This is a genomic window from Mycobacterium scrofulaceum (assembly GCF_002086735.1).
GTDB lineage: Bacteria > Actinomycetota > Actinomycetes > Mycobacteriales > Mycobacteriaceae > Mycobacterium > Mycobacterium scrofulaceum.
Genome location: NZ_MVIJ01000014.1, coordinates 102016 through 122447, shown reverse-complemented (window position 1 = coordinate 122447; position 20432 = coordinate 102016). Strand labels below are relative to the sequence as shown.

Here is a 20432-nt window from a genome sequence, read left to right as displayed (position 1 = left end):
CCCGCCGGCTCGTCACCCCCCGGACCCGCGCCCCCCGACGACGAGCCGCCGCCCTTCTAGGGCATGCCCGGCCCCATCATCCGGCCGCAGCCCATCGACTGCCGCATCGAGGCGGGCATCCCGTCCTGCACGAACCCGGTGACCTCCCGTGCATGCGCGCGGATGACGTCGCCGAGGGCGGGGTCGTCGGTGGTCTCCTCGGCGATGACGCCCTTCGGCGTGAACGTGAGCTGGCGGCGGTAGCCGCCGGACTGACGGAAAAGGGTCGGCAGGCTCTCGCTCATGCACCGGACCTCGATTCCCTGGTCGAGGTGGGCGTACATGCTCGAGACATGCGCCTGAAGTTGGGCGGCCAGGGCCGGAGAATCCGATTCTGTGGTGGTGCGCACGCCACCGGGGATGTCCTCGACGACGCGCCGAATTTCGCTGTGCCGCATGAACATTTCCATGTAGCGGTGCATTTCCATCGGGCCGGCACCCATGCAGCCGCCGCCGTCCGTGAGGCGGATGGCCGCCGCCGGCGGCGGAAGGGCGCCGCGGCGCAGGTAACCCACGATGCCGCCCGCGCCGAGTACGCCGAACGCGGCAAGCACCGCACGTCGCGTCAATCCAGCCATAGCCCCTCCGGAACACTCGTCCAGGCGATCAGACAAGTCGACCAGACGAGCACCGCGCCCTCTAGGGCCAATGGTCCCTACCCCCCGTGGGTATACGTGTGCGATGGTTCAAGCATGACGCAGAATCCTGAAACCAGCACCGGACCGACCACCGTCACCGATCAACCCGGGGACGCGCACCGATTCGGCGGTCCCAGCCGGCTGGGTCAAGCGGTCGCGTGGGTCGTCATCGTCGCCGGTGTCGTGTTCGTCGCCGCGGTGATCTTTTTCACGGGCCTGTTCCTGGGCTGGTCGTCTGGCGGCCACTACGGGTGGCACCACGGTTACGGCGGCGGGCGCGGCGGTACCTGCCCCATGATGGGGCCCGGCGGCATGATGGGACCGGGCGGCATGATGGGACCGGGCGGCATGATGGGACCGGGCGGCATGATGGGACCGGGCGGCATGATGGGGCCTCAGCAAACGCCGACGCCGATCGCCCCCCGCCCCTAGCGAAGTTCGCTGTTTCGAAACGGGCGCCCGCCCGGCGGTTTCGGTTCCCGTGTCGGCAACCGCCGGCATCCCGGCCTCGCCGCCGCCGCAGCCGGCGTTCGCCCGCCGTCGTCATTCGGGCTGTCATAGTTAGCCAACCGCTCTAGAATGAGACCCTTTGGTGCTGCCCTGCAGCCGGGTCGGGATGAGGTTGGGATGAACAGCCATGCGCGCATTCGACGTCAGCCGCCCGGTGCGCGTCGCCACGGGGCGGCCGCCTTGCTGCCGGCGGTGTCGATCTGCGCGGCGGTGGCAATCGTGGTGGCCGGCTGCACATCTTTCGTCGGCGGGCGCGCGTTGTCCATGCTCAACGACCCGTTCCGGGTGGGCGGCCTGCCCGCGACGAACGGGCCCAGCGGGATCCGCCCGAACGCGCCCGGTCCGACCGGCACGGTGGTCAACACCGACAACGGCGCGATCGACAAGCTGTCGTTGCTGTCGGTGAACGACATCGAGGAATACTGGAAGTCGGTGTACGGCCAATCCCTGAAGGGCAGTTACGTCCCGGTCGGCAAGATGGTGTCGTACGACTCCAACTCCCCATCGAGCCCCATCGTTTGCCACAACGACACCTACAAACTCGTCAACGCCTTCTACACGTCACGCTGCAACCTGATCGCCTGGGACCGTGGGGTCTTCATGCCGGTCGCGCAGAAATACTTCGGCGACATGTCCGTCAACGGTGTGCTGGCCCACGAGTTCGGTCACGCCTTGCAGAACATGGCGAAGCTGGTCACCAGGCGCGACCCCACGATCGTGCACGAGCAGCAGGCCGACTGCTTCGCGGGCGTCTACCTGTTCTGGGTCGCCGACGGCAAGTCGCCGCGGTTCACCCTCAGCACCGCCGACGGGCTCGACCACGTGCTGGCGGGGATCATCACCACCCGGGACCCCGTGATCGACAGCGAGACCGAGAACGACGACGAACACGGGTCGGCGCTCGACCGGATCAGCGCCTTCCAGATGGGTTTCATCGACGGCGCCTCGGCCTGCGCGGGCATCGACAAGAAGGAGATCGAGCAGCGCCGCGGCGACCTGCCCAACGCGCTGCGGGTCGACAGCAGCACCGGGAACCCCGAAACCGGTGAGGTGCCGATCGACCAGGACACCCTGTCCACCCTGATGGAGCTCCTCGGGAAGATCTTCGCCCCGAAGAACCCGCCCGCGCTGTCCTATCGGCCGGCCGATTGCCCGGACGCGAAGCCCAGCCCGCCGGCCTCCTATTGCCCGGCCACCAACACGATCATGGTCGACCTGCCCAAGCTCGCGGCCATGGGCAAGCTCGCCGACGAGAACGAGCAGACCCTGCCGCAGGGCGACGACACGGCGCTGTCGGTGGTGATGTCCCGGTACGCGCTGGCCGTGCAGCACGAACGCGACTTGGCCATGCAGAGCCCGTGGACCGCGCTGCGCACGGCGTGCCTGACGGGCGTGGTGCATCGCAAGATGGCCGAACCCATCGAGCTGTCGTCGGAGAAGCAATTCCTGTTGACGGCCGGTGATCTCGACGAAGCGGTGGCCGGGTTGCTCACCAACCACCTCGTCGCCAGCGACGCCGACGGCACCAGCGTGCCGGCCGGTTTCACCCGGATAGCGGCGTTCCGCGGCGGCGTCGCCGGCAACATGGACGCGTGCTACTCCCGCTACCCGGGCTGACGGAAATCGCCCCGGCTCAACGGATCTCGGCGAGCTTGGGGATCACTTCGTCGCCGAGTCGGTGGATGAAGCCCACCGGGTCGGGGTTGCCGGGGAAGGGGCCGGCATTGACCAGCTCGACGCCCAGCGCGGCGAAGCGCTCGACGGTCGCGAAGTATCCGTCGAGGTCGTCGAACGGATTCACGAACAGTCCCACCGTCTTGCGGATCGCGCCGGGGTCACGGCCGACCGCGTCGCAGTGGCGGTTCAGCACCTCGATCTTGTGCTCGAACTCATCGGGCTCGGACACGGTGCTGTTCCAGATGTCGGCGTACTGCGCGACCAGGCGGAGCGTCTTCTTCTCGCCGTCGCCGCCGATCAGGACCGGCGGCCGCCGAATCGGTTGCGGCGCACAGATGGTCTCGGCCAACTGGTAGTGCTTGCCCCGGTACGGCCCGTCGTTGTCGCTCCACATCTGCCGGCAGATCTGCAGCGTCTCTTCGAGCATCTCGAAGCGCTGGCTCACCGGCGGATAGGGGAACCCGAGGGCGGCGTGCTCGCGGTCGTACCAGGCCGCACCGAGGCCCAGCATCGCGCGGCCCTGCGACAAGACGTCCAGTGTGGTGACCGCCTTGGCGAGCAGTCCCGGATAGCGATAGGTGACCCCGGTGACCAGCAGGCTCAAGTCGATCGTTGCGGTCTGTCCGGCCAGGAAGCCCAGCGACGTGTAGCCCTCGAGGAACGGATCCTCCGCGCGCCCCACGTTCTCCATCTGGAAGAAGTGGTCGGCCAGGGTGAACAGCGTCGCCCCGCCCTGCTCGGCGGCCCTGGCCGCGTCGGCCAGGGTGGGGCCCAGCGCCGCCGCGTCGCCGGGCAGAAAATCGATGAAGTGCAGTCCTACTTCCATTGCAGCCCTTGTCCTTTCGTCATTCGGTCAAGCGCTCGAGCAGTGCCAGGGCCTCGAGGATCGTGCGGCGCTCGCCTTCGGAGTACCGCTCGTGGATGGCGCGTGCCAGCCACTCCTCGCGGACCTGCCGGTCGCTCTCGGCGCGTCGCCGGCCCGCGACGGACAACGAAATCAGCTGCCGCCGTTTGTCTTCCGGGTCGGGCGTGCGCTCGATGAGTCCCCGCTGCTTGAGGGCGGCCACTATCGTGGCCATGGACTGTGGACGCACCCGCTCGGCCGAGGCCAGGCCGCTCGCCGACGAGGGCCCGTCTTTCCAGAGCCGGTTGAGCACCGCGGTCTGCGAGGGGGTCAGGTCGCCGTCGGTGGCGAGCTCCCGCAACCGCCGCCGCAGCCGGCTGAAGAGCACCCGCAGATCGCGGGCCGCAGCCGCTGCCGATTCGGCGATGCCATCCACAAGATCAGTCTAAACTGATCAGTCCAAACTGTCTAATTGCGCCCGAGCAGTTGCAGCGCGGCGTCGACCGCCAGCGCCGCCACGTTCAGGGTCTTGGACCGCAGATCGTGCCGCGCCCCGGCGATTTCGACGACGGCGGTCGTGCCGGTGACCAGCGCGGCGGCGGCGCGCAGTTCGTCGGGCGTGCCGAACGGGTCCGACGTCCCGTGCGTGAACACCGTCGGGACCCTGATGTCGGGCAGGTGCTCGGTACGGGCGCGCTCCGGCTTCCCCGGCGGATGCAGGGGATACGAGAACAGCGTCAGCAGGTCGACTTCAACGGGAAAGGCCTCGCGGGCGGCCACCACCATGGACGTCTGCCGCCCGCCGTAGGAGTGCCCCCCGGCGATGACCGGCCCGTCGGCCAGCCCGCGGCACAACGTGAGCGCCTCGACGATCCCCGCCCGATCGGCGGCGGCCGACCCGGACGGTGGTCCGGTGGGCCGGCGGCGTCGGTAGGGCAGGTTGTACCGCACCGCCAGCCAGCCGCGTCGTGCCCATTCGTCGCAAACCTGTGCCAGCAGCGGTGAGTCCCGGTTGCCGCCGGCGCCATGGGTCAGGACCACCACCCCGGCGGGCGGCCCGTCGGGCTGGTGCGCGATGCCCGCGATCGGATCGAGGTTCATGCGCCCGCCGACGATGCGGTCCGGTACGGACTGAGGTGGAGGCGGGCAGTCATGACAGCCGGAACAGGGGGGAGACGGGGCCGTGGCCGTGGCCCAGCGGATAGGAGGCGCGCAGGCATTCGGTGACCCACCGCTTCCCGAACCCGACCGCGTCGGGGACGGTGAAGCCGTGCGCCAGCGCGCAGGCGATGGCCGCGGCCAGCGTGTCGCCGCCGCCGTGATCGTTGCCGCCGGGCAACCGCTCCGCGTCGAACTCGTACCAGGCGGACCCGTCGTAGAGCAGGTCGCAGCTGCGGTCGGAGGACCGCAGGTGGCCGCCCTTGACCAGCACCCAGCGCGGCCCCAGCGCGCGCAGCGCCTCGGCCGCCGCGCGCTGCGACCCCGCGTCCACCACGTCGATCCCCACCAGCAGGCGCACCTCGTCCAGGTTCGGCGTGACCAGGGTGGCCAGGGGAAACAGTTGCCCGCGAAGCGCATCCAGCGCGGATGCCGCCAGCAGGGCGTCGCCGTGCATCGACGCGCACACCGGGTCGACGACGAGCGGGACCGTCAGACCCAACCGGCGCCACGTGTCGGCCACCGCCGCGACGATCGCCGACGACGCCAGCATGCCCGTCTTGACGGCCTGGACGCCGATATCGGTGACCACCGCCTCGATCTGACCGGCGACGACGCCGGCGGGCACCTCGTGAAATCCCTTGACACCCAACGTGTTCTGCACCGTGACCGCGGAGACCGCGACGCAGGCGTGCACGCCCAGCAGCGCCATGGTGCGCATGTCGGCCTGAATGCCCGCGCCGCCCCCCGAGTCCGATCCGGCGATGGACAACACCCGCGCGGGGGTGGTGCCCGGCGACGGCAGCGGCAGGTAGCTCACTGGGTGATGGGCAGGTACACCCGGTTGCCGTGCTCGGCGAACTCGCGCGACTTCTCGGCCATGCCCTCGTTCATGACCGCCTCGATCGCCTCTTCGCTGTCGAGCCCGTGCTCGGCGGCGTAGGCCCGGACGTCTGCCGTGATCCGCATGGAGCAGAACTTGGGACCGCACATCGAGCAGAAGTGCGCCGTCTTGGCGGGCTCGGCCGGCAGCGTCTCGTCGTGGAATTCCCGCGCCGTGTCGGGGTCCAACGACAGCGCGAACTGGTCGTTCCACCGGAACTCGAAGCGGGCCGTCGACAGCGCGTCGTCGCGTTCCTGCGCGCGCGGGTGTCCCTTGGCCAGGTCCGCGGAATGCGCGGCGATCTTGTAGGCGATCACGCCGTCCTTGACGTCCTTGCGGTCCGGCAGCCCGAGGTGTTCCTTCGGGGTGACGTAGCACAGCATCGCGGTGCCGGCCTGGGCGATGATCGCGGCGCCGATCGCCGACGTGATGTGGTCGTAGGCCGGCGCGATGTCGGTGGCCAGCGGGCCCAGCGTGTAGAACGGCGCCTCCTCGCACAGCTCCTCTTCCAGCCGCACGTTCTCGACGATCTTGTGCATCGGGACGTGGCCCGGCCCCTCGATCATCACCTGCGCGCCATGGGCTTTCGCGATCTTCGTCAGCTCGCCCAGCGTGCGAAGCTCGGCGAACTGGGCGGCGTCGTTGGCGTCGGCGATCGACCCCGGGCGCAGCCCGTCACCCAGGGAGAAGGTGACGTCGTAGCGCGCGAAGATGTCGCAGAGTTCGTCGAAATTGGTGTACAGGAACGACTCCCGGTGATGGGCCAGGCACCAGGCCGCCATGATCGAGCCGCCGCGCGAGACGATGCCGGTGACCCGCTTGGCCGTCAGCGGCACGTACCGCAGCAGCACGCCGGCGTGCACGGTCATGTAGTCCACACCCTGCTCGCACTGCTCGATCACGGTGTCGCGGTAGATCTCCCACGTCAGTTCCGTCGGATCGCCGTTGACCTTCTCCAGCGCCTGGTAGATCGGCACCGTGCCGACCGGGACCGGGGAGTTACGCAGGATCCACTCGCGGGTCTCGTGGATGTTCTTGCCCGTGGACAGGTCCATGATGGTGTCGGCGCCCCACCGGGTGGCCCACACCATCTTGTCGACCTCCTCGGCGATCGACGACGTCACCGCCGAGTTGCCGATGTTGGCGTTGACCTTCACCGCGAACGCCTTGCCGATGATCATCGGCTCGCTCTCGGGGTGGTTGTGGTTGGCCGGGATCACCGCACGGCCGCGGGCGACCTCGTCGCGCACCAATTCGGCGGGCATGTCCTCGCGGGCGGCGATGTAGGCCATCTCGGCGGTGATCTCGCCGGCCCGGGCCCGCTGCAGCTGGGTGCCGCGGTCGCGCACCACCCCTGGGCGCGGGGGCAGGCCGGAGGCGAGGTCGATGACCGCGGCCGCGTCGGTGTAGGGGCCGGACGTGTCGTAGAGGTCGAAGTGGTCCCCGGTGGACAGGTGCACGCGCCGGAACGGGACGCGGGCGCCCCCGTCCAGCTCGCGGTAGACCTTGCTACTGCCCGCGATCGGGCCGGTGGTGACGGACGGTTCGACGGTGACGGTCATTTCATCTCCCTACGCCGGCATTACCCGGTCAGGTTCGTACGGTCGACGGCCGCAAGCCGTCCTCTCAGCGCATTCGACCTGCGCTCCCGCGTTGTGGATGGTCCGCACGCGACGTTACCCCCACCCCGGGCCCCCTGGCATGTGGGCGGGCCATTTGGCCGGGGTGGTAGCCGATGGGATCCCCTGAATGGAAAAATGCAAACGTGCGACAGCAAGGGGGCACGGAGGGGGTGACACCCGCCGGATCCCGCGGCCAGCAGCCGGGCCCGGTCGAGGCGGTGGCCCGGCACCTGAACGTCGGCGCCTTCCGCTTCTGGTTCATCGGTGAGCGCTGGGAGTGGTCCGACGAGGTGGCCCGGATGCACGGCTACGAACCGGGAGCCGTCGAGCCGACGACGAAGCTGTTGTTGTCGCACAAGCACCCCGACGACCGCGCGCACGTTCAGGAGGTGCTCGACTTCGCGCTGCAGTCCGCCGAGTCGTTCTCCAGTCGGCACCGGTTCCTCGACACCGCCGGCAACGTGCACGACGCGATCGTCGTGGCCGACCGCATGCACGACGAGTCGGGGGCCGTGGTGGGCACCGCGGGCTACTACATCGACCTCACCAACACCTTCGACGAGGCCCGGCAGGAGGTGCTCGACGAGGCGCTGCCGGACCTGTTCGAAAGCCGCGCGGCGATCGAGCAGGCCAAGGGCGTGCTGATGTTCGTCTACCGGGTCAGCGCCGAGCAGGCCTTCCGCGTGCTGCAGTGGCGGTCGCAGGAGACCAACGTGAAGCTGCGGGCGCTGGCCCGGCAACTGCTCGCGGAGGCGACGACGCTGGATTCAGCGACGGCGACGCTGCAGAGTCAGTTCGATCACCTGCTGCTGACGGTGCACGAACGGATAACCGCCGAGTCCGCTGGGTAACCAGAGGAATACGCGAACGCGGGAGCGCGCAAACAGTTAGTGTTCCTACACTCCGAGCGGCGCTGCCGCGGATGGGGACGACGGCGAAAGGCGCTGAAGTTGTTGGCGGTGGAACACGAGGCACTCGACGACGCTGTGGTGGTGCGCGTTAAAGGCGGCGTCGACTCCAGTACCGTCGGTGAGGTAACCCCTCACCTGACCGCCGCCCTCAAGCTGGCCGGGACGCACCCGGCCCGGCTGGTGGTAGTGGACCTGCAAGCCGTGGACTTCTTCGGCAGCGCGGCGCTGAACGCGGTGCTCGAGTGCCACGACGAAGGCAAGGAAGCCGGCACGGCGGTCCGTCTGGTGGCCGACCACGACCAGGTGCTTCGTCCGATCCAGGTGACCGAACTGGACCGCATCCTCGACATCTATCCCACGCTGTCCGACGCGCTGCAACGCAAGCGACAGCAATGACCCCGGCGCTGCCGGCCGACCTGGCCGCTGCGGTCGGTTTGGGCGGCGAGGTCGGCCGCCGGTTCGCCGAATTCGACTGGGACACCCACCCGTTGGGGCCGCCGCAGCAGTGGGCGGCCGAGATCCGGACCGCCGTGGCGGTCGCCCTGACGTCGCGGTTTCCGATCGTGCTCTGGGTGGGCCGGGAGCTCTTCCTGATCTACAACGACGCCTACGCGCAGATCCTGGGGGACAAACATCCGGCGGCGCTGGGTTGTCCCGCCGACCAGGTGTGGTGGGAGATCTGGCGGCAGATCTCCCCGATGCTCGTCAGCGTCCTGGACACCGGCGTCGCGACCTGGGCCAACGACCTGATGTTGCCGCTGATGACCGGCGGGCAGGCCCAGGAGCGGTACTTCACCTTCACCTACAGCCCCATCGTCGGCGGCGGCGGCGTCGTCACCGCCATTTTCTGCGCGGTGATCGAAACGACCGACCGGGTGTTGAGCGAGCGCCGGCTGCAGTTGCTCAACGCGGTGGCAACCGCCGTGATGGACGCGCACACCATCGACGACGCGGTCGGCGGCGCCGTCGCGGTGTGCGGCGCGCAGCCGCTGGACCTGCCGTTCGTCGCCGTCTACATGGCGGGAGACGGAAAGGGGGCGCACGTCAGCACGCTACGCGGGGCCACGCCGTCCATCCGCCGGCTGCTGCCGGGCTCGCTGGAGGGGCTCACCGGCGGCGAGACGGCGCCACGCGCCCGGGCCGCGCGCGTCATCGACCGGCTGGAGGACGTAATCCCTGGCATCACAGAGCTTTTCGGGGAAAACTGTCCGCGGCAGGCGCTGGTGTTGCCGCTGGCCGAAACGTCGAACGCCGGGGCGGTGGTGATCGGGGTCAGTCCGCTGCGCCCCCTCGATTCGATGTACCGCGCGTTCTGCCAGCTGCTGACCGACCAGTTGTCGGCGGCGCTGGCCTCCGCGGTCTCCTACGAACAGCAACGGCAGCGGGCCGACGCGCTGGCCGAGCTGGACCGGGCGAAGACGGCGTTTCTGACCAACGTCAGCCACGAATTCCGCACCCCGCTGACGTTGCTGCTGGGTCCGCTCGACGACGCGCTCGCCGAAGCGGCGCCGGCAAGCGCGCTGGCGGACCGGCTGAGCACCGCGGCCCGCAACGCCCGACGCCTGCAGCGCCTGGTCGACTCGCTGCTCGACTTCTCCCGCATCGAGGCCGGCCGCGCGAACGCGAAACTGGCGTGCACCGACGTCGGCGCGCTGACCGCCCACATCGCGTCGTCCTTCACCGAGCTGTGCCACCGGGCGGGCCTCGATCTCGTGGTGGACTGCGCCCCGGCGCCGGCCGACGTCGACCCCGGCATGTGGGAGACCATCGTCTTGAATCTCCTGTCCAACGCGGTGAAATACACGCTGCGGGGCTCGATTTCGGTCCGGGTGCGCGCCGAACCGGCGCACTGCGTCGTCACCATGCGCGACACCGGGGTGGGGATCGCCGCCGACGATCTGGACCGCCTGTTCGACCGGTTCTACCGCGCCGACAACCTGCGGGGCCGCAGCGTGGAGGGCACCGGGATCGGGCTCTCGCTGGTGCGCGGGCTCGTCGAGCTGCACAGCGGCACGGTGGAGGTCGACAGCGAGGTGGACCGCGGGACGACGGTGACCATCCGGCTGCCGCGCTCGGCCGCCGGCACGGCGGCCGATCAGGCGCCCGTCGGCGCCCTGGACGAGACCAACCCGTATGTGGCGGAGGCCCGTCAGTGGCTGACGCCCGCGTCGCAACCCCACGGGCCGACGGCCGCGCCCGAGCGGTCGCGCCCTCTGGTGCTGATCGCCGACGACAACGCCGACATGCGCCACCATCTGGACCGGGTGCTCTCGGCGCACTGGGAGACCGTCGTGGCCGCGGACGGCGAGTCGGCGCTGGCGGCGGCCCGAAATCTGCGCCCGGATGCGATCGTCACCGACGTCATGATGCCCGGCATCGACGGCTTCGAGCTGGTGTCGGCCGTCCGCGCGGACCCGGAACTGGCGGCCACACCGGTCCTCATGCTGTCCGCCCGGGCCGGCGCGGAGGCGGTCGACGAGGGCTACGCCGGCGGCGCCGACGACTACCTGCCCAAGCCGTTCCGGTCCCGGGAGCTGGTCGACCGGGTGCGGTCGCGGCTGTCGACGGTCGCCCGCGAGCGCGACCGGCAGCGCCGCGCCGCGGCCTCCGATCTGGTGCAACTCGACTCCGCGCTGCAGGCCACCGATTCGGTCGCCGGGATTTTGGACGCGCTGCTGGAATCCTCGTTCGGCTCGGCCGACGCCGCCACCGTCACCATCGGCGTCCTCGACGGCGACCGGCACATCCGGTTCGACTACGCCGGCCACCTGCCCGGCGAGCTGCGCGACCGCTACCACGTGACCGAACTCGACTCCCCGGTGGTGGGGGCCGACGTCGTGCGCACCGGCGAGTCGATGGTCATCACCGACACGTTCGACCTGCCCCCGCGCTATCGGCACGCGGTGCAGGACACCGCCGGCAGCGTTCGCGCCTGCGTCGCCCATCCGTTGCGGGATCACACGGGCCGCGTCATCGGCGTGCTGGGCCTGCTGTGGTCCGCTCCGCGCCGGTTCGACGCCGCCGAACTGGACACGTTCGCCCGGATGGCCGACCTGACGTCCTCGGCCCTGGACCGCGTCCGGGTCATGGCGCGCGAACACCGGATCGCCGTCGAATTCCAGGAGCAGCTGCTGGACCTGGACCGCGGCTCGACGGCGGCGGTCGTGGCCGCGGTGTACCAACCGGCCGGGGAGGCGATGCGCGTCGGCGGCGACTGGTATTCGGTCACCCCGCTGGGCCGCGGCGGCCGGGTGGCGATCTCGGTGGGCGACGTCGTCGGGCACGGGTTGGCCGCCGCGATCGTGATGAGCCGGCTGCGCGCCGCGGTGGCCGCCTCGGCCCTCACCGCGGGTGAACCCGGCTCGGTGCTGGGGGCGCTCGACCGCTACGGCGCCAGCGTGGCGGGTGCGCGCTGCGCGACCGTGGCCTACGCCCTCGTCGACCCGGAACCGGACACCGGTAGCGCGACCCTCAGCTACAGCTGCGCCGGCCACCCCTACCCGCTGCTGGTCTTCCCGGACCACCGCGCGGCGTTCCTGACCTCCGGCCGCCGCCTGCCGGTCGCCATCAAGGAACACCATGCCGACACTTACCCGGCCGACGCCACCGCGACGGCCAACCTGCCGCCGGGCGGCCTGATCCTGCTCTACACCGACGGGCTCATCGAGCGCGCCGGCGAGACGCTCGACGACGGCCTCGACCGCCTCAAGGCCGCGGCCGCGGAATGCGCCGACCTCCCGGTCGAGTCGGTCTGCGCCGAGCTGCTCTCCCGGCTGGCACCGCCCGCCGGTTACCGCGACGACGTCGTCGTGCTGGCGCTGCGGCCGAGCCACGAAACCCCGCGCAGCTTCGCCACCGTGGTGACGGCCGTGCCCGATCAGATTCCCGTCGCGCGCGAGCGGCTGCGCGACTGGCTGACCGGCGTCGCCGTGGCCCCGAAGCAGGAGCTGGACATCCTGCTGGCGACCGGTGAGGCCGTGACCAACGCGATCGAGCACGGCAGCGACGGCGAGGCGCGCCGAACGGTCTCGGTGGAGGCCTTCCTGCGTCAGCGGACGGTCGCGGTCACCGTCAGCGACACCGGGCGGTGGGTGGGCGATTCGTCGGCCAGCCTGCGCAGCCGGCGCCGCGGCCGCGGCCTGACCCTGATCGGTGGGCTGGCCGACCACGTCGACACGCTGCGCACCCCCGGGGGCACTCGGGTCACGTTGCGGTTCGACCGTGCCCTCGGCGCCGGTTAGGAATCTGCTAGGCGTCCGCTAGGCGTCTTCCATGGCCTCGCCGAGCTCCTCGAGCAGCTTGTTGTGGTGGTTGCTGGCCAGGAAGTGTCCGGCGGCGATCACCACCGCCACCGGCCAGTCGATGAGCTCGAAGGCCGCCAGCGCGGCCAGGCCCCCGAAATAGGCCAACTGCTCGGGCCGGGGAATCTCCATCTGGCCGAGCACCGGGAGGTTCACGTGGAACGTTTCGCCCTCGCGGATCTTTTCCACCGCCTCGCGCTGCGACGTCCCCCTGCGCGACTTCTTTTCCGCCATGATTTGCCTTTCGGTAACGAAGGGTTTGCCGACTCGCCGGGTCGTGCGGCCACCGTCGGACTTATGTCGACGATGACCGACACCGGGGGCGATCCGCTGGTCTCATCTATCGCTCGGGTGCTGAAGGTGCCGTTACTGGAACTCTATGCGCTGCTGTGGCGCGCCGGGGTCGTCGAGGTTCACGCACCTCAAGGCGGTCGTCGGCCGGTTTGTCCCGACCCGTCAGCGCACGATTCGCCACGCCGATCGCGACCGTCGCCGCGGCGGCGGATCCCAGCCCCTGCGCCCAGCCGACCGGACCCAGCGGTGTGCAGCCGAGCAACTGGCTGACCACCGGGATGCTGATCAGCGTCCCCATTGCCACCAGTGAGCCCGCCGCGGTGAACACCACCAGCGGGGCGTGCGAATCCAGCAGCGTCTGACCCAGCTCCGCGCCCACCAGGGCGACCAGCGCGACGGTGGACGCCCGCTGCGGACGGCCGGTGACGCTGCCCATCGCCCACGCCGCCGTCGTGGCCGCCGCGGTCGTGACGCCGCGGATGGCGACCGCGCGCCACAACGCGGGCTGGTCCGGGCCCCGGACGCCCGGGTCGATCGGGCCGCTGGGCTTGCTCACCGCCAGCGCCGCCGCCGGCAGCGCGTCGGTCATCATGTTCACCAGCAGCAACTGCCGCGTGTTCAGCGGTGACGTCCCGGTGATCGCGCTGCCCACGATCGCGAACAACACCTCGCCGGCGTTGCCGCCCAGCAGCACGGACACGGCCGCCTGCACCCGTTGCCAGAGTTGGCGCCCCTCTTCGATGGCGTGCCGCAGACCCTCGATGCGGGCGTCGACCAGCACCACGTCGGCCGCCATGTGCGCCGGGTCGCTGCCGCCGGCGACGACGCCGATGCCGACGGTGGCCGCCCGGATGGCGGCGGCGTCGTTGGCCCCGTCGCCGACCATCGCGGTGCGCACGCCCGCGCTCTCCAGGGTCTGGACGACCTGCACCTTGTTCTCCGGGGTCATCCGGGCGAAGATCACCCGCTCGGTCACGACGCGCTCCTGGTCCTTGCGCGACAACGCATCCCATTCGGCGCCGCTGATCACCTGCCCCGCGGTCACGCTCAGCCCGAGCTCCTCGGCGATGGCCCGGGCGGTGATCGGGTGGTCGCCGGTGATCAGCTTGACGCCCACCGAGAGCCGGCGCAGGTCCGCGAGCAGGCCGGCGGCCTCGGCGCGCGGCGTATCGGACAGGCCCAGGAACCCGGTCAGGGTCAGCCCGTCCCGGGCGAGATCGGCGATGTCGTCGGGTTCCTGCCGGATCGCCCGCGCCTCGGCGGCGCTCAGCTGCCGGCGCGCCACCGCGATCACCCGCAGGCCGCTGCCGGCCATCCGGGCGACCGTCTCCGCCATCGCGCCGCTCACCTGCCCGCAGGCGGCGAGCACCACTTCCGGCGCGCCCTTGACGGCCAGCTCGGTGTCGGTGACGGAGGCGGAGAACGACCGGCCGGAGCGGAACGGCAGGTGCGCGACGGGCGCGGTCGGGTGGTGGCCGTTCGCGGCCGCCGATGTGGCCGAGGCGGCCTCCACGATGGCGACGTCGGTGGCGTGCACGTGCGGGTTGCCGTTGGTGGGCGGCGCGGCGCGCGCGGCGCAGCGCAGCACCTCGTCGCGCGACGTTCCCGGCGCGGCGACGACCTCGGCCACCCGCAGCCGGTTCTGGCTGAGCGTCCCGGTCTTGTCGAAGCAGACGACGTCGATGCGGCCGAGCGCCTCCACCGAACGCGGAACGCGGACCAGCGCGCCGAACTTCGTCAGCCGTCGCGCCGACGCCGCCTGCGCCAGGGTGGCCACCAGGGGCATCCCCTCGGGAACGGCCGCGACGGCGATCGCGATGCCGCTGGCGACCGCCTGGCGCAGGACCGATCCCCGCAGCAGGCCCAGCGCGCTGACCAGCGCGCCGCCGGTCATGCTGACCGGGAAGGCCCGGTTGGTGAGCTGGCTGAGCTGGTGCTGCAGCCCGATGTCCGACGACATCTCGGCCGACACCAGTTCGGCGGCGCGGCGCTCCTGGGTGTCGGCCCCGACCGCGGTCACCACCGCCACCGCGGTGCCGGCCACCACGGTCGTCCCGGCGTACAGCATGCAGCGGCGTTCGGCGAGGGCGGCGCCGGGCGTCGGCTCGACCTGCTTCTCCACCGACAGCGACTCACCGGTCAGCGTCGACTCGTCGACCTCGACGTCGACCTCCTCGACGATCCGCGCGTCGGCAGGCACCACCTCGTGGGTGCGGACCTCGATGACGTCGCCGGGCTGCAGCTGCGCCGCGATGACGTCCGCGTACGCCCGATCCCCGTCCGGGCCGGACACCACCTTGCGGGCAGGCGGGATCTGTTGCGCCAGAAGGTGATTCAGCCGATTCTCGGCTCGCAGCCGCTGGCTGGCCGCGAGCATGGAGTTGCCGGCCAACACCGAGAAGACCAGGACGGCGTCGACCGGCGAGCCCAGCACCGCGCTGGCCGCCGAGCCGAGCGCCAGCACCGGCGTCAGCGGGTCGGTCAACTCGGCGCGGACGGCGGCCAGGAACTGCAGAAACGCGTGCCCAGGCGTCTCGGGCTGGGCGGCGCCGAGCGAGGCCAGCGCGAGCCGGCGCGGGTCACCGGCCGGCTCGGAATCGGGCGGCGGCAACGCCCTGCGGACGTGCTCGACCGCCATCGCGTGCCATTCCCGCACGGGCGCCGCGCGCGGCGCGTCCGCATTGATGACGCCGCGCGCCAACAGGTAGCCCGACATCAGACCGGCCGCCGCGCCGCTGGTCACCGGCCCGCGCCCGATGCCGCGGACACCGGGGATCATCAGTAGCGAGCCCATCGCCGTCGCGCCCGCCGAGATCCCCACGCCGCGCTGCGCCGCGGCCCGGGCCGCCGGCACCGCGTGCAGTACCCGCCAGGCGGCCCCCAGGTCCGGCAGCAGCAGGTCGGCGTACCACGGCGGCGGCCCGGCTTCGGGCCCGGGCAGCATGCCCAGCGCCACGTCGGCCGACCAAATCGCCTGCGCCCCGGGCGATGACAGCACCGCGACAGTGCGGCCCGCCTCCCGCAGATCCGCCACGGCGCCCGCCAGGGCGCCGTCGATGGAACCCCGCGCCAGCGGCCTGATCTCGTCGAAGGCCGGGCGCAGCTCGCCCAGCGAATCGTCCTCGACCGAAACCAACTCCGATCCCGTCCGGTGCGCCTCGGCGACGACGGCCGACGCCAACGGGTCGTGGGTGAAGCAGAGCAGCGCCTCCACTTCGCCATTCGGCTCATTGGCCGATATCCCGGGCACCGGGTGCCAGCCGGGACGCAGACGCTGGTTTTCCAGCATCAGCGTGGCGCGCGACCACGCCGCGGGCAGTTCGGCCTCCCGGGCGCCCCGGATGAGCGACACCCGCAGGCTCGTGCTGCACAGCACCCGGGGATCGATGACGATGGCGTCCACCCGGTCCAGCCGGCGCAGCGCCTCCGGACGCAGCGCCAGCACGGCGTGCCGGTCGGCCAGCCCCCGGCCGAGCGCGGCGGCGAAGGCCTCCGGGGTGGTGCGGTTGGCCGCCGGGGTGGTGACCAGGACCGCCAGCGCCGCCTGGTGCAGGTTGCGGGTGGTGGCGCCGACGACCCCGGCGCTGATCGCCTGGACGAGCGCGAACCGGCCGGCGTGGTGGTCGGCCGGCCGGCCGCGCGGCGGCTTGGCGCCCGCCGACGGGTCGGTGCGCGGGTGATCGGCGTGGGCGGCCAGCCGGGGCTCGTGCTCGACCCAGGCGCGCGCCTCCGCGCGGCATTCGGCGGCCTTCAGCGACTGCATCAGCAGGCCCACCGACAACGACGCGGGGGACAGCGTGACGGTTTCCGCGGCCGTCACCGCCAGCGTCAGCACGGTGTCGGTGGCGGGCCGGCCGATCCGGTCTTCGAGCAGGCGGCGCAGCCACGGCTGGTAGTCGACGGCCACCACGGCCGCCAGGACGCCGACGGGCATGCGCGGCCAGCGCAGCGCCCGGCCGGTCAGCGCGATGCCGAGCCCGGCGGCGCCGGCCGCCGCGGTGGCGGCCCGGGTCGCCAGCACCACGCCGTCGCCGGGCAGACTCGTCGGGGGTGCCGGCCGGATTGCGACGGGTGTTGCAGCACAACGCCTCTCGGCGTCGTCGACGAGGCGGCACAGGTCGCGCAGCGACGTGTCCGCGGCGTCGAGGGTGACGACCACCCGCGACAGCGGGTAGTTCAGGGCGGCCGACGCGACCCCGGGGTAAGACAGCACGGCGTCGAGCACCGAGCGCCCGAGCGCCCCGTCCGGGGCGCCGTCCAGCCCGCGCACCTCGATCCAGGCGCGCTCCGCGCCGCGCCAACAGCGTCGGCTCAGGGGCGCCCGGATGTCCTGGGGCAGCTCGACCGAGATCGCCCGGGCACCCTCGCGCAGCGGAATCGCGGCGATGGTGATGCCGGCCTCGACGAGGGAGGTGGTCGCCTGCACGCCCGCCGCGACGGCGCGCAACGGAGTCGAACGTCGTATCGCGGTCGCAATGCTCAAAGCGTCTTCGGAAAGTCCCGTTAGTTGGTGCTACGCAACTCGGCGGCGCCGGCCCGGCGCCCCGCGGCCTTCTTGGCCGTCGACTTGGCGGCCTTCTGCGGCGCGGCCTTCTGCGGCGCCGGTTCCACGGGCACCGCCTTGAGGTTCGCCTTGGCCGCGTTGGGCGGTTCCTGCTTGCGGCTCAGCCGCTGCAGCAACAGCGCGCTGCCGCCGACCGCCAGCAGCACCGGCCACTCGACCAGTCCCGCGACGCCCAGCGCGCCGAACGCCACCGCGGCGGCCGGCGCCGAGTGGCTGCCGCTGCTCATGCCCTTTTTGATGCCCTCGGCGGCGCCGGTGACGCCGCCGATGACCCCGTTGACCGCCGCGCCACCCACCGCGCCGGCGGCCGCGGTCGTCGTGGTCGCCGCGCGACTCACCGCCTGACCTACGCCCCGGACCGCTCCGCCGATGACACTCATGCTGACTCCCTGGCTTTCTGCCCTTGCCGCGAAACCCGCGTCACCAGCGGGGCGCACCCGCTGAACGCATCGTTAACAGCAAAAAAACATTGTATCTGCTTCTAACAATCAAAGCCTGCCACCTCGCAAACGCGCAGACAACGAGCAGCCGCATTTAATTTGCGTGAGCTTAACCTGGTCGCCTGCGCCGCGTCGGGGCGATAAGCGCGATTCAGCCCCGCCTTATGTCGATCTGCACCGGCGCGTGATCGCTGGCGGCCTTGCCCTTGCGCTCCTCGCGGACGATCTGGGCGTCGGTCACGCGGTCGGCCAACGCGGGCGAGGCGAGGATGAAGTCGATGCGCATGCCCTGCCGTTTCGGGAACCGCAGCTGGGTGTAGTCCCAGTACGTGTACACGCCCGGGCCTGGCGCGAAAGGCCTTACCACGTCGGTGAATTGGGCGTCGACGATGGCGGCGAACGCGCGGCGCTCGGGCTCGGAGACGTGGGTGGCACCGGCATAGAAGTCGGTGCTCCAGACGTCGTCGTCGGTGGGCGCGATGTTCCAGTCACCGGCCAGCGCGATCTGCGCCGCCGGATCGTCGCGCAACCAGCCGGCCGCCGTATCACGGAGCGCGGCAAGCCATTCCAGCTTGTAGGTGTAGTGCGGATCGCCCAGCGCCCGGCCGTTGGGCACGTAGAGGCTCCAGACCCGGACGCCGGCGCAGGTGGCGCCGAGCGCGCGGGCCTCGGCCGTCGCGGCCACCTCCGGCTTGCTGCTCCAGCTGGGCTGGCCGTCGAAACCGACCTGCACGTCGTCGAGGCCGACCCGCGAGGCGATCGCCACGCCGTTCCACTGGTTGAACCCCACATGCGCCACCTCGTAGCCGAGTTCGAAGAAGGGCAGGGTGGGGAATTGGCCGTCGGAGCATTTGGTCTCCTGCATGGCCAGCACGTCGACGTCGGCGCGCGCCAGCCAGTCGACGACGCGCGGCAGGCGGCTGCGGATCGAATTCACGTTCCAGGTGGCCAGCCGCAGCGGCGATCGCGAGCGCGGCGAAGCCGGGCGTTGCGGGTCGCCGCCGTCGGTCAGCGGCGATCGCGAGCGCGGCGAAGCCGGGCGTTGCGGGTCGCCGCCGTCGGTCAGCGGGGATCGCGAGCGCGGCGAAGCCGGGCTTTGCGGGTCGCCGCCAACAGTCATGGCTAGACCGTATCCCAGCCGGGGGAGCGGGCCGGAAAATAGCGGCGGCGGTGGTGTTCCCGGAAGCCGAGCGCGCCGGCGACCGCCGTCGCGGTGTCGCCCGGAACGACCAGATAGGCGCGGTTCGCGCCGCACGCCGCGGCGCGGTCCAGCAGCTCTTCGCAGGCCGCCGTGACGGTTTCGTCGTCGCCGGTGGCCGAGCGGCCCACCCAGCGCGCGCCGTCGGGACCGGGTTCGCCCGATGCCGAAGCGGAGACGCCGCGCACCAGCACGCGCTCGGTGTATTGCGCGTCGCGCCCGGGCGGCAGCGCCAGCAGTCGATCCGGAACGCACAGCCGCGCCTGCAGGCCGCGCCGCTCGTACCACGCCGCGATCGCGGGGCCAGCGCCAGGGCTGGCCGAAACATCCAGCGGCACAGCGATATCCACGCCGTTTCCCGCGCGCAGCAGCCAGCCCTCGAGCCAGGCCTCTTCGGCGCCGGGCGACGCCGCGGCGGCCGCACGCTCGAGCGCCCGGATGTCGGAGGTGCGCACCGGAGCGTCGGTCAGCACCCGCAGCGCGACCACGTCGTCGGGGCCGACCTCGACGACCGCGCCGGACTTGGTCCGGACGCGCACCACCGGATCGACCGACAACAGGTGTCCCACCGCGTCGGTCAGCGGCGGGACCGAGCCTTCCGGGCGCCGGTACCGAAGCGTCACCCGGGTGCCCGGGTCCGGCCACGAGAACATCAGTGCCCGAAGGGGTCCGGCCCCTCACCGGGCAGCCATGACAGGCCGGGCACTCCCCAGCCGTGCGCCTTGACGGCGCGCTTCGCGCTGCGGGCGTGCCGGCCGATCAGACGGTCCAGGTACAGGAAGCCGTCCAGGTGGCCGGTCTCGTGCTGCAGCATGCGCGCGAACAGGCCGCTGCCCTCGATCTCGACCGGCTTGCCTTCGGCGTCCAGGCCGGTGACCCGCGCCCAGGTGGCGCGGCCGGTCGGGAACGACTCGCCGGGGACCGACAGGCACCCCTCGTCGTCGTTGTCGGGATCCGGCATGGTCTCCGGGATCTGGGAGGTTTCCAGCACCGGGTTGACCACCACGCCGCGGCGCCGGTCGGTCCGGCCGCGGTCGTCGGCGCAGTCGTAGACGAAGACCCGCACGCCGACACCGATCTGGTTGGCGGCCAGGCCGACTCCGTGCGCGGCGTCCATGGTGTCGTACATGTCGGCGATCAACGCCGCCAGGTCCGCCGGCAGCGACCCGTCGGCGCCGACGGGCACCGGATGCGTCGGGGTGTGCAAGACCGGATCGCCGACGATCCGGATCGGTACGACTGCCATGGTCGGCTAAGCTACCGCACGCCCGGGCGCGTCGGAGCCGGCGATCTTTCCGCGGGCGATCTGAGCCAATCGGCCGACTCGCGGGTCTGGATCACGGCTTGAGGGTT

Annotated in this window: 17 protein-coding genes, 1 pseudogene and 1 riboswitch; of the genes and pseudogenes, 6 read left to right on the top strand and 12 right to left on the bottom strand. The window is 71.5% G+C overall.

Annotated elements, in window-relative coordinates:
- Positions 1-56: 56 nt before the first annotated feature.
- Positions 57-617, bottom strand: a complete 561-nt coding sequence (locus tag BST44_RS11960; protein WP_083177319.1) for a hypothetical protein — start codon at positions 615-617, stop codon at positions 57-59.
- 114 nt (positions 618-731) lie between these two features.
- Here BST44_RS11960 and BST44_RS11955 point away from each other — a divergent pair, with 114 nt between their 5' ends.
- Positions 732-1109, top strand: a complete 378-nt coding sequence (locus BST44_RS11955; protein ID WP_083177318.1) for a hypothetical protein — start codon at positions 732-734, stop codon at positions 1107-1109.
- A gap of 195 nt (positions 1110-1304) precedes the next feature.
- Positions 1305-2804: a neutral zinc metallopeptidase gene (locus BST44_RS11950; RefSeq protein ID WP_244184796.1), complete on the top strand. Its 1500-nt coding sequence runs from the start codon at positions 1305-1307 to the stop codon at positions 2802-2804.
- A gap of 16 nt (positions 2805-2820) precedes the next feature.
- Here BST44_RS11950 and BST44_RS11945 read toward each other — a convergent pair whose 3' ends face one another.
- The 5 genes from BST44_RS11945 to thiC all read right to left on the bottom strand — a co-directional run bounded on the left by BST44_RS11945 (position 2821) and on the right by thiC (position 7311).
- Positions 2821-3690 carry an LLM class F420-dependent oxidoreductase gene (locus BST44_RS11945; protein ID WP_083177317.1) on the bottom strand — a complete coding sequence of 290 codons (870 nt, stop codon included), beginning with the start codon at positions 3688-3690 and terminating at the stop codon, positions 2821-2823.
- A 19-nt stretch (positions 3691-3709) separates the two neighbouring features.
- A complete protein-coding gene (locus BST44_RS11940) occupies positions 3710-4144 on the bottom strand; it encodes a MarR family transcriptional regulator (protein ID WP_083177316.1) in 435 nt (144 codons plus the stop codon).
- Positions 4145-4176: 32 nt separating this feature from the next.
- A complete protein-coding gene (locus BST44_RS11935; RefSeq protein ID WP_083177315.1) occupies positions 4177-4809 on the bottom strand; it encodes an alpha/beta hydrolase family protein in 633 nt (210 codons plus the stop codon).
- Positions 4810-4858: 49 nt separating this feature from the next.
- Entirely contained in the window at positions 4859-5686 is an 828-nt protein-coding gene (thiD, locus tag BST44_RS11930; protein WP_083177314.1) for a bifunctional hydroxymethylpyrimidine kinase/phosphomethylpyrimidine kinase, read from the bottom strand.
- The gene (gene thiC, locus BST44_RS11925) at positions 5683-7311 is read right to left on the bottom strand and encodes a phosphomethylpyrimidine synthase ThiC (protein WP_083177313.1); all 1629 of its coding nucleotides are present in this window, start codon (positions 7309-7311) and stop codon (positions 5683-5685) included. Before thiC ends, thiD begins: the two co-directional genes overlap by 4 nt.
- Positions 7301-7411, bottom strand: a riboswitch (TPP riboswitch). Its footprint overlaps the gene before it by 11 nt.
- Positions 7412-7514: 103 nt before the next feature.
- On the opposite strand from thiC, the gene BST44_RS11920 reads away from it, so the two are divergent.
- From BST44_RS11920 to BST44_RS11910, 3 genes are all read left to right on the top strand, one after another.
- Entirely contained in the window at positions 7515-8222 is a 708-nt protein-coding gene (locus BST44_RS11920) for a PAS and ANTAR domain-containing protein (protein ID WP_244184795.1), read from the top strand.
- Positions 8223-8315: 93 nt separating this feature from the next.
- Positions 8316-8678, top strand: coding sequence for an STAS domain-containing protein (locus BST44_RS11915; protein ID WP_083177334.1), 363 nt, complete (start codon positions 8316-8318; stop codon positions 8676-8678).
- Complete coding sequence (locus BST44_RS11910; protein ID WP_083177311.1) at positions 8675-12523, top strand: SpoIIE family protein phosphatase; 3849 nt, start codon at positions 8675-8677, stop codon at positions 12521-12523. The genes BST44_RS11915 and BST44_RS11910 overlap by 4 nt, the downstream gene beginning before the upstream one ends.
- An 18-nt stretch (positions 12524-12541) precedes the next feature.
- On the opposite strand, the gene BST44_RS11905 is transcribed toward BST44_RS11910, so the two are convergent.
- Entirely contained in the window at positions 12542-12817 is a 276-nt protein-coding gene (locus BST44_RS11905) for a hypothetical protein (protein WP_007167554.1), read from the bottom strand.
- 63 nt (positions 12818-12880) lie between these two features.
- Here BST44_RS11905 and BST44_RS31465 point away from each other — a divergent pair.
- Positions 12881-12958, top strand: a pseudogene (locus BST44_RS31465) (hypothetical protein); the annotation flags it as partial.
- Here the strand turns inward: BST44_RS31465 and BST44_RS31460 are convergent.
- From BST44_RS31460 to BST44_RS11880, 5 genes are all read right to left on the bottom strand, one after another.
- Complete coding sequence (locus BST44_RS31460) at positions 12924-17360, bottom strand: cation-translocating P-type ATPase (protein WP_083177310.1); 4437 nt, start codon at positions 17358-17360, stop codon at positions 12924-12926. The pseudogene BST44_RS31465 and the gene BST44_RS31460 overlap by 35 nt on opposite strands.
- Positions 17361-17380: 20 nt before the next feature.
- Complete coding sequence (locus tag BST44_RS11895; RefSeq protein ID WP_083177309.1) at positions 17381-17821, bottom strand: hypothetical protein; 441 nt, start codon at positions 17819-17821, stop codon at positions 17381-17383.
- Between the two features lie 211 nt (positions 17822-18032).
- Positions 18033-18839, bottom strand: a complete 807-nt coding sequence (locus tag BST44_RS11890; protein WP_083177333.1) for an exodeoxyribonuclease III — start codon at positions 18837-18839, stop codon at positions 18033-18035.
- Between the two features lie 164 nt (positions 18840-19003).
- On the bottom strand, positions 19004-19732 hold the full coding sequence (locus tag BST44_RS11885; RefSeq protein ID WP_083177308.1) for a GNAT family N-acetyltransferase, cg3035/Rv0428c family: 729 nt from the start codon (positions 19730-19732) through the stop codon (positions 19004-19006).
- Positions 19732-20325, bottom strand: coding sequence for a peptide deformylase (locus BST44_RS11880; protein ID WP_083177307.1), 594 nt, complete (start codon positions 20323-20325; stop codon positions 19732-19734). Before BST44_RS11880 ends, BST44_RS11885 begins: the two co-directional genes overlap by 1 nt.
- Positions 20326-20432: the final 107 nt, after the last annotated feature.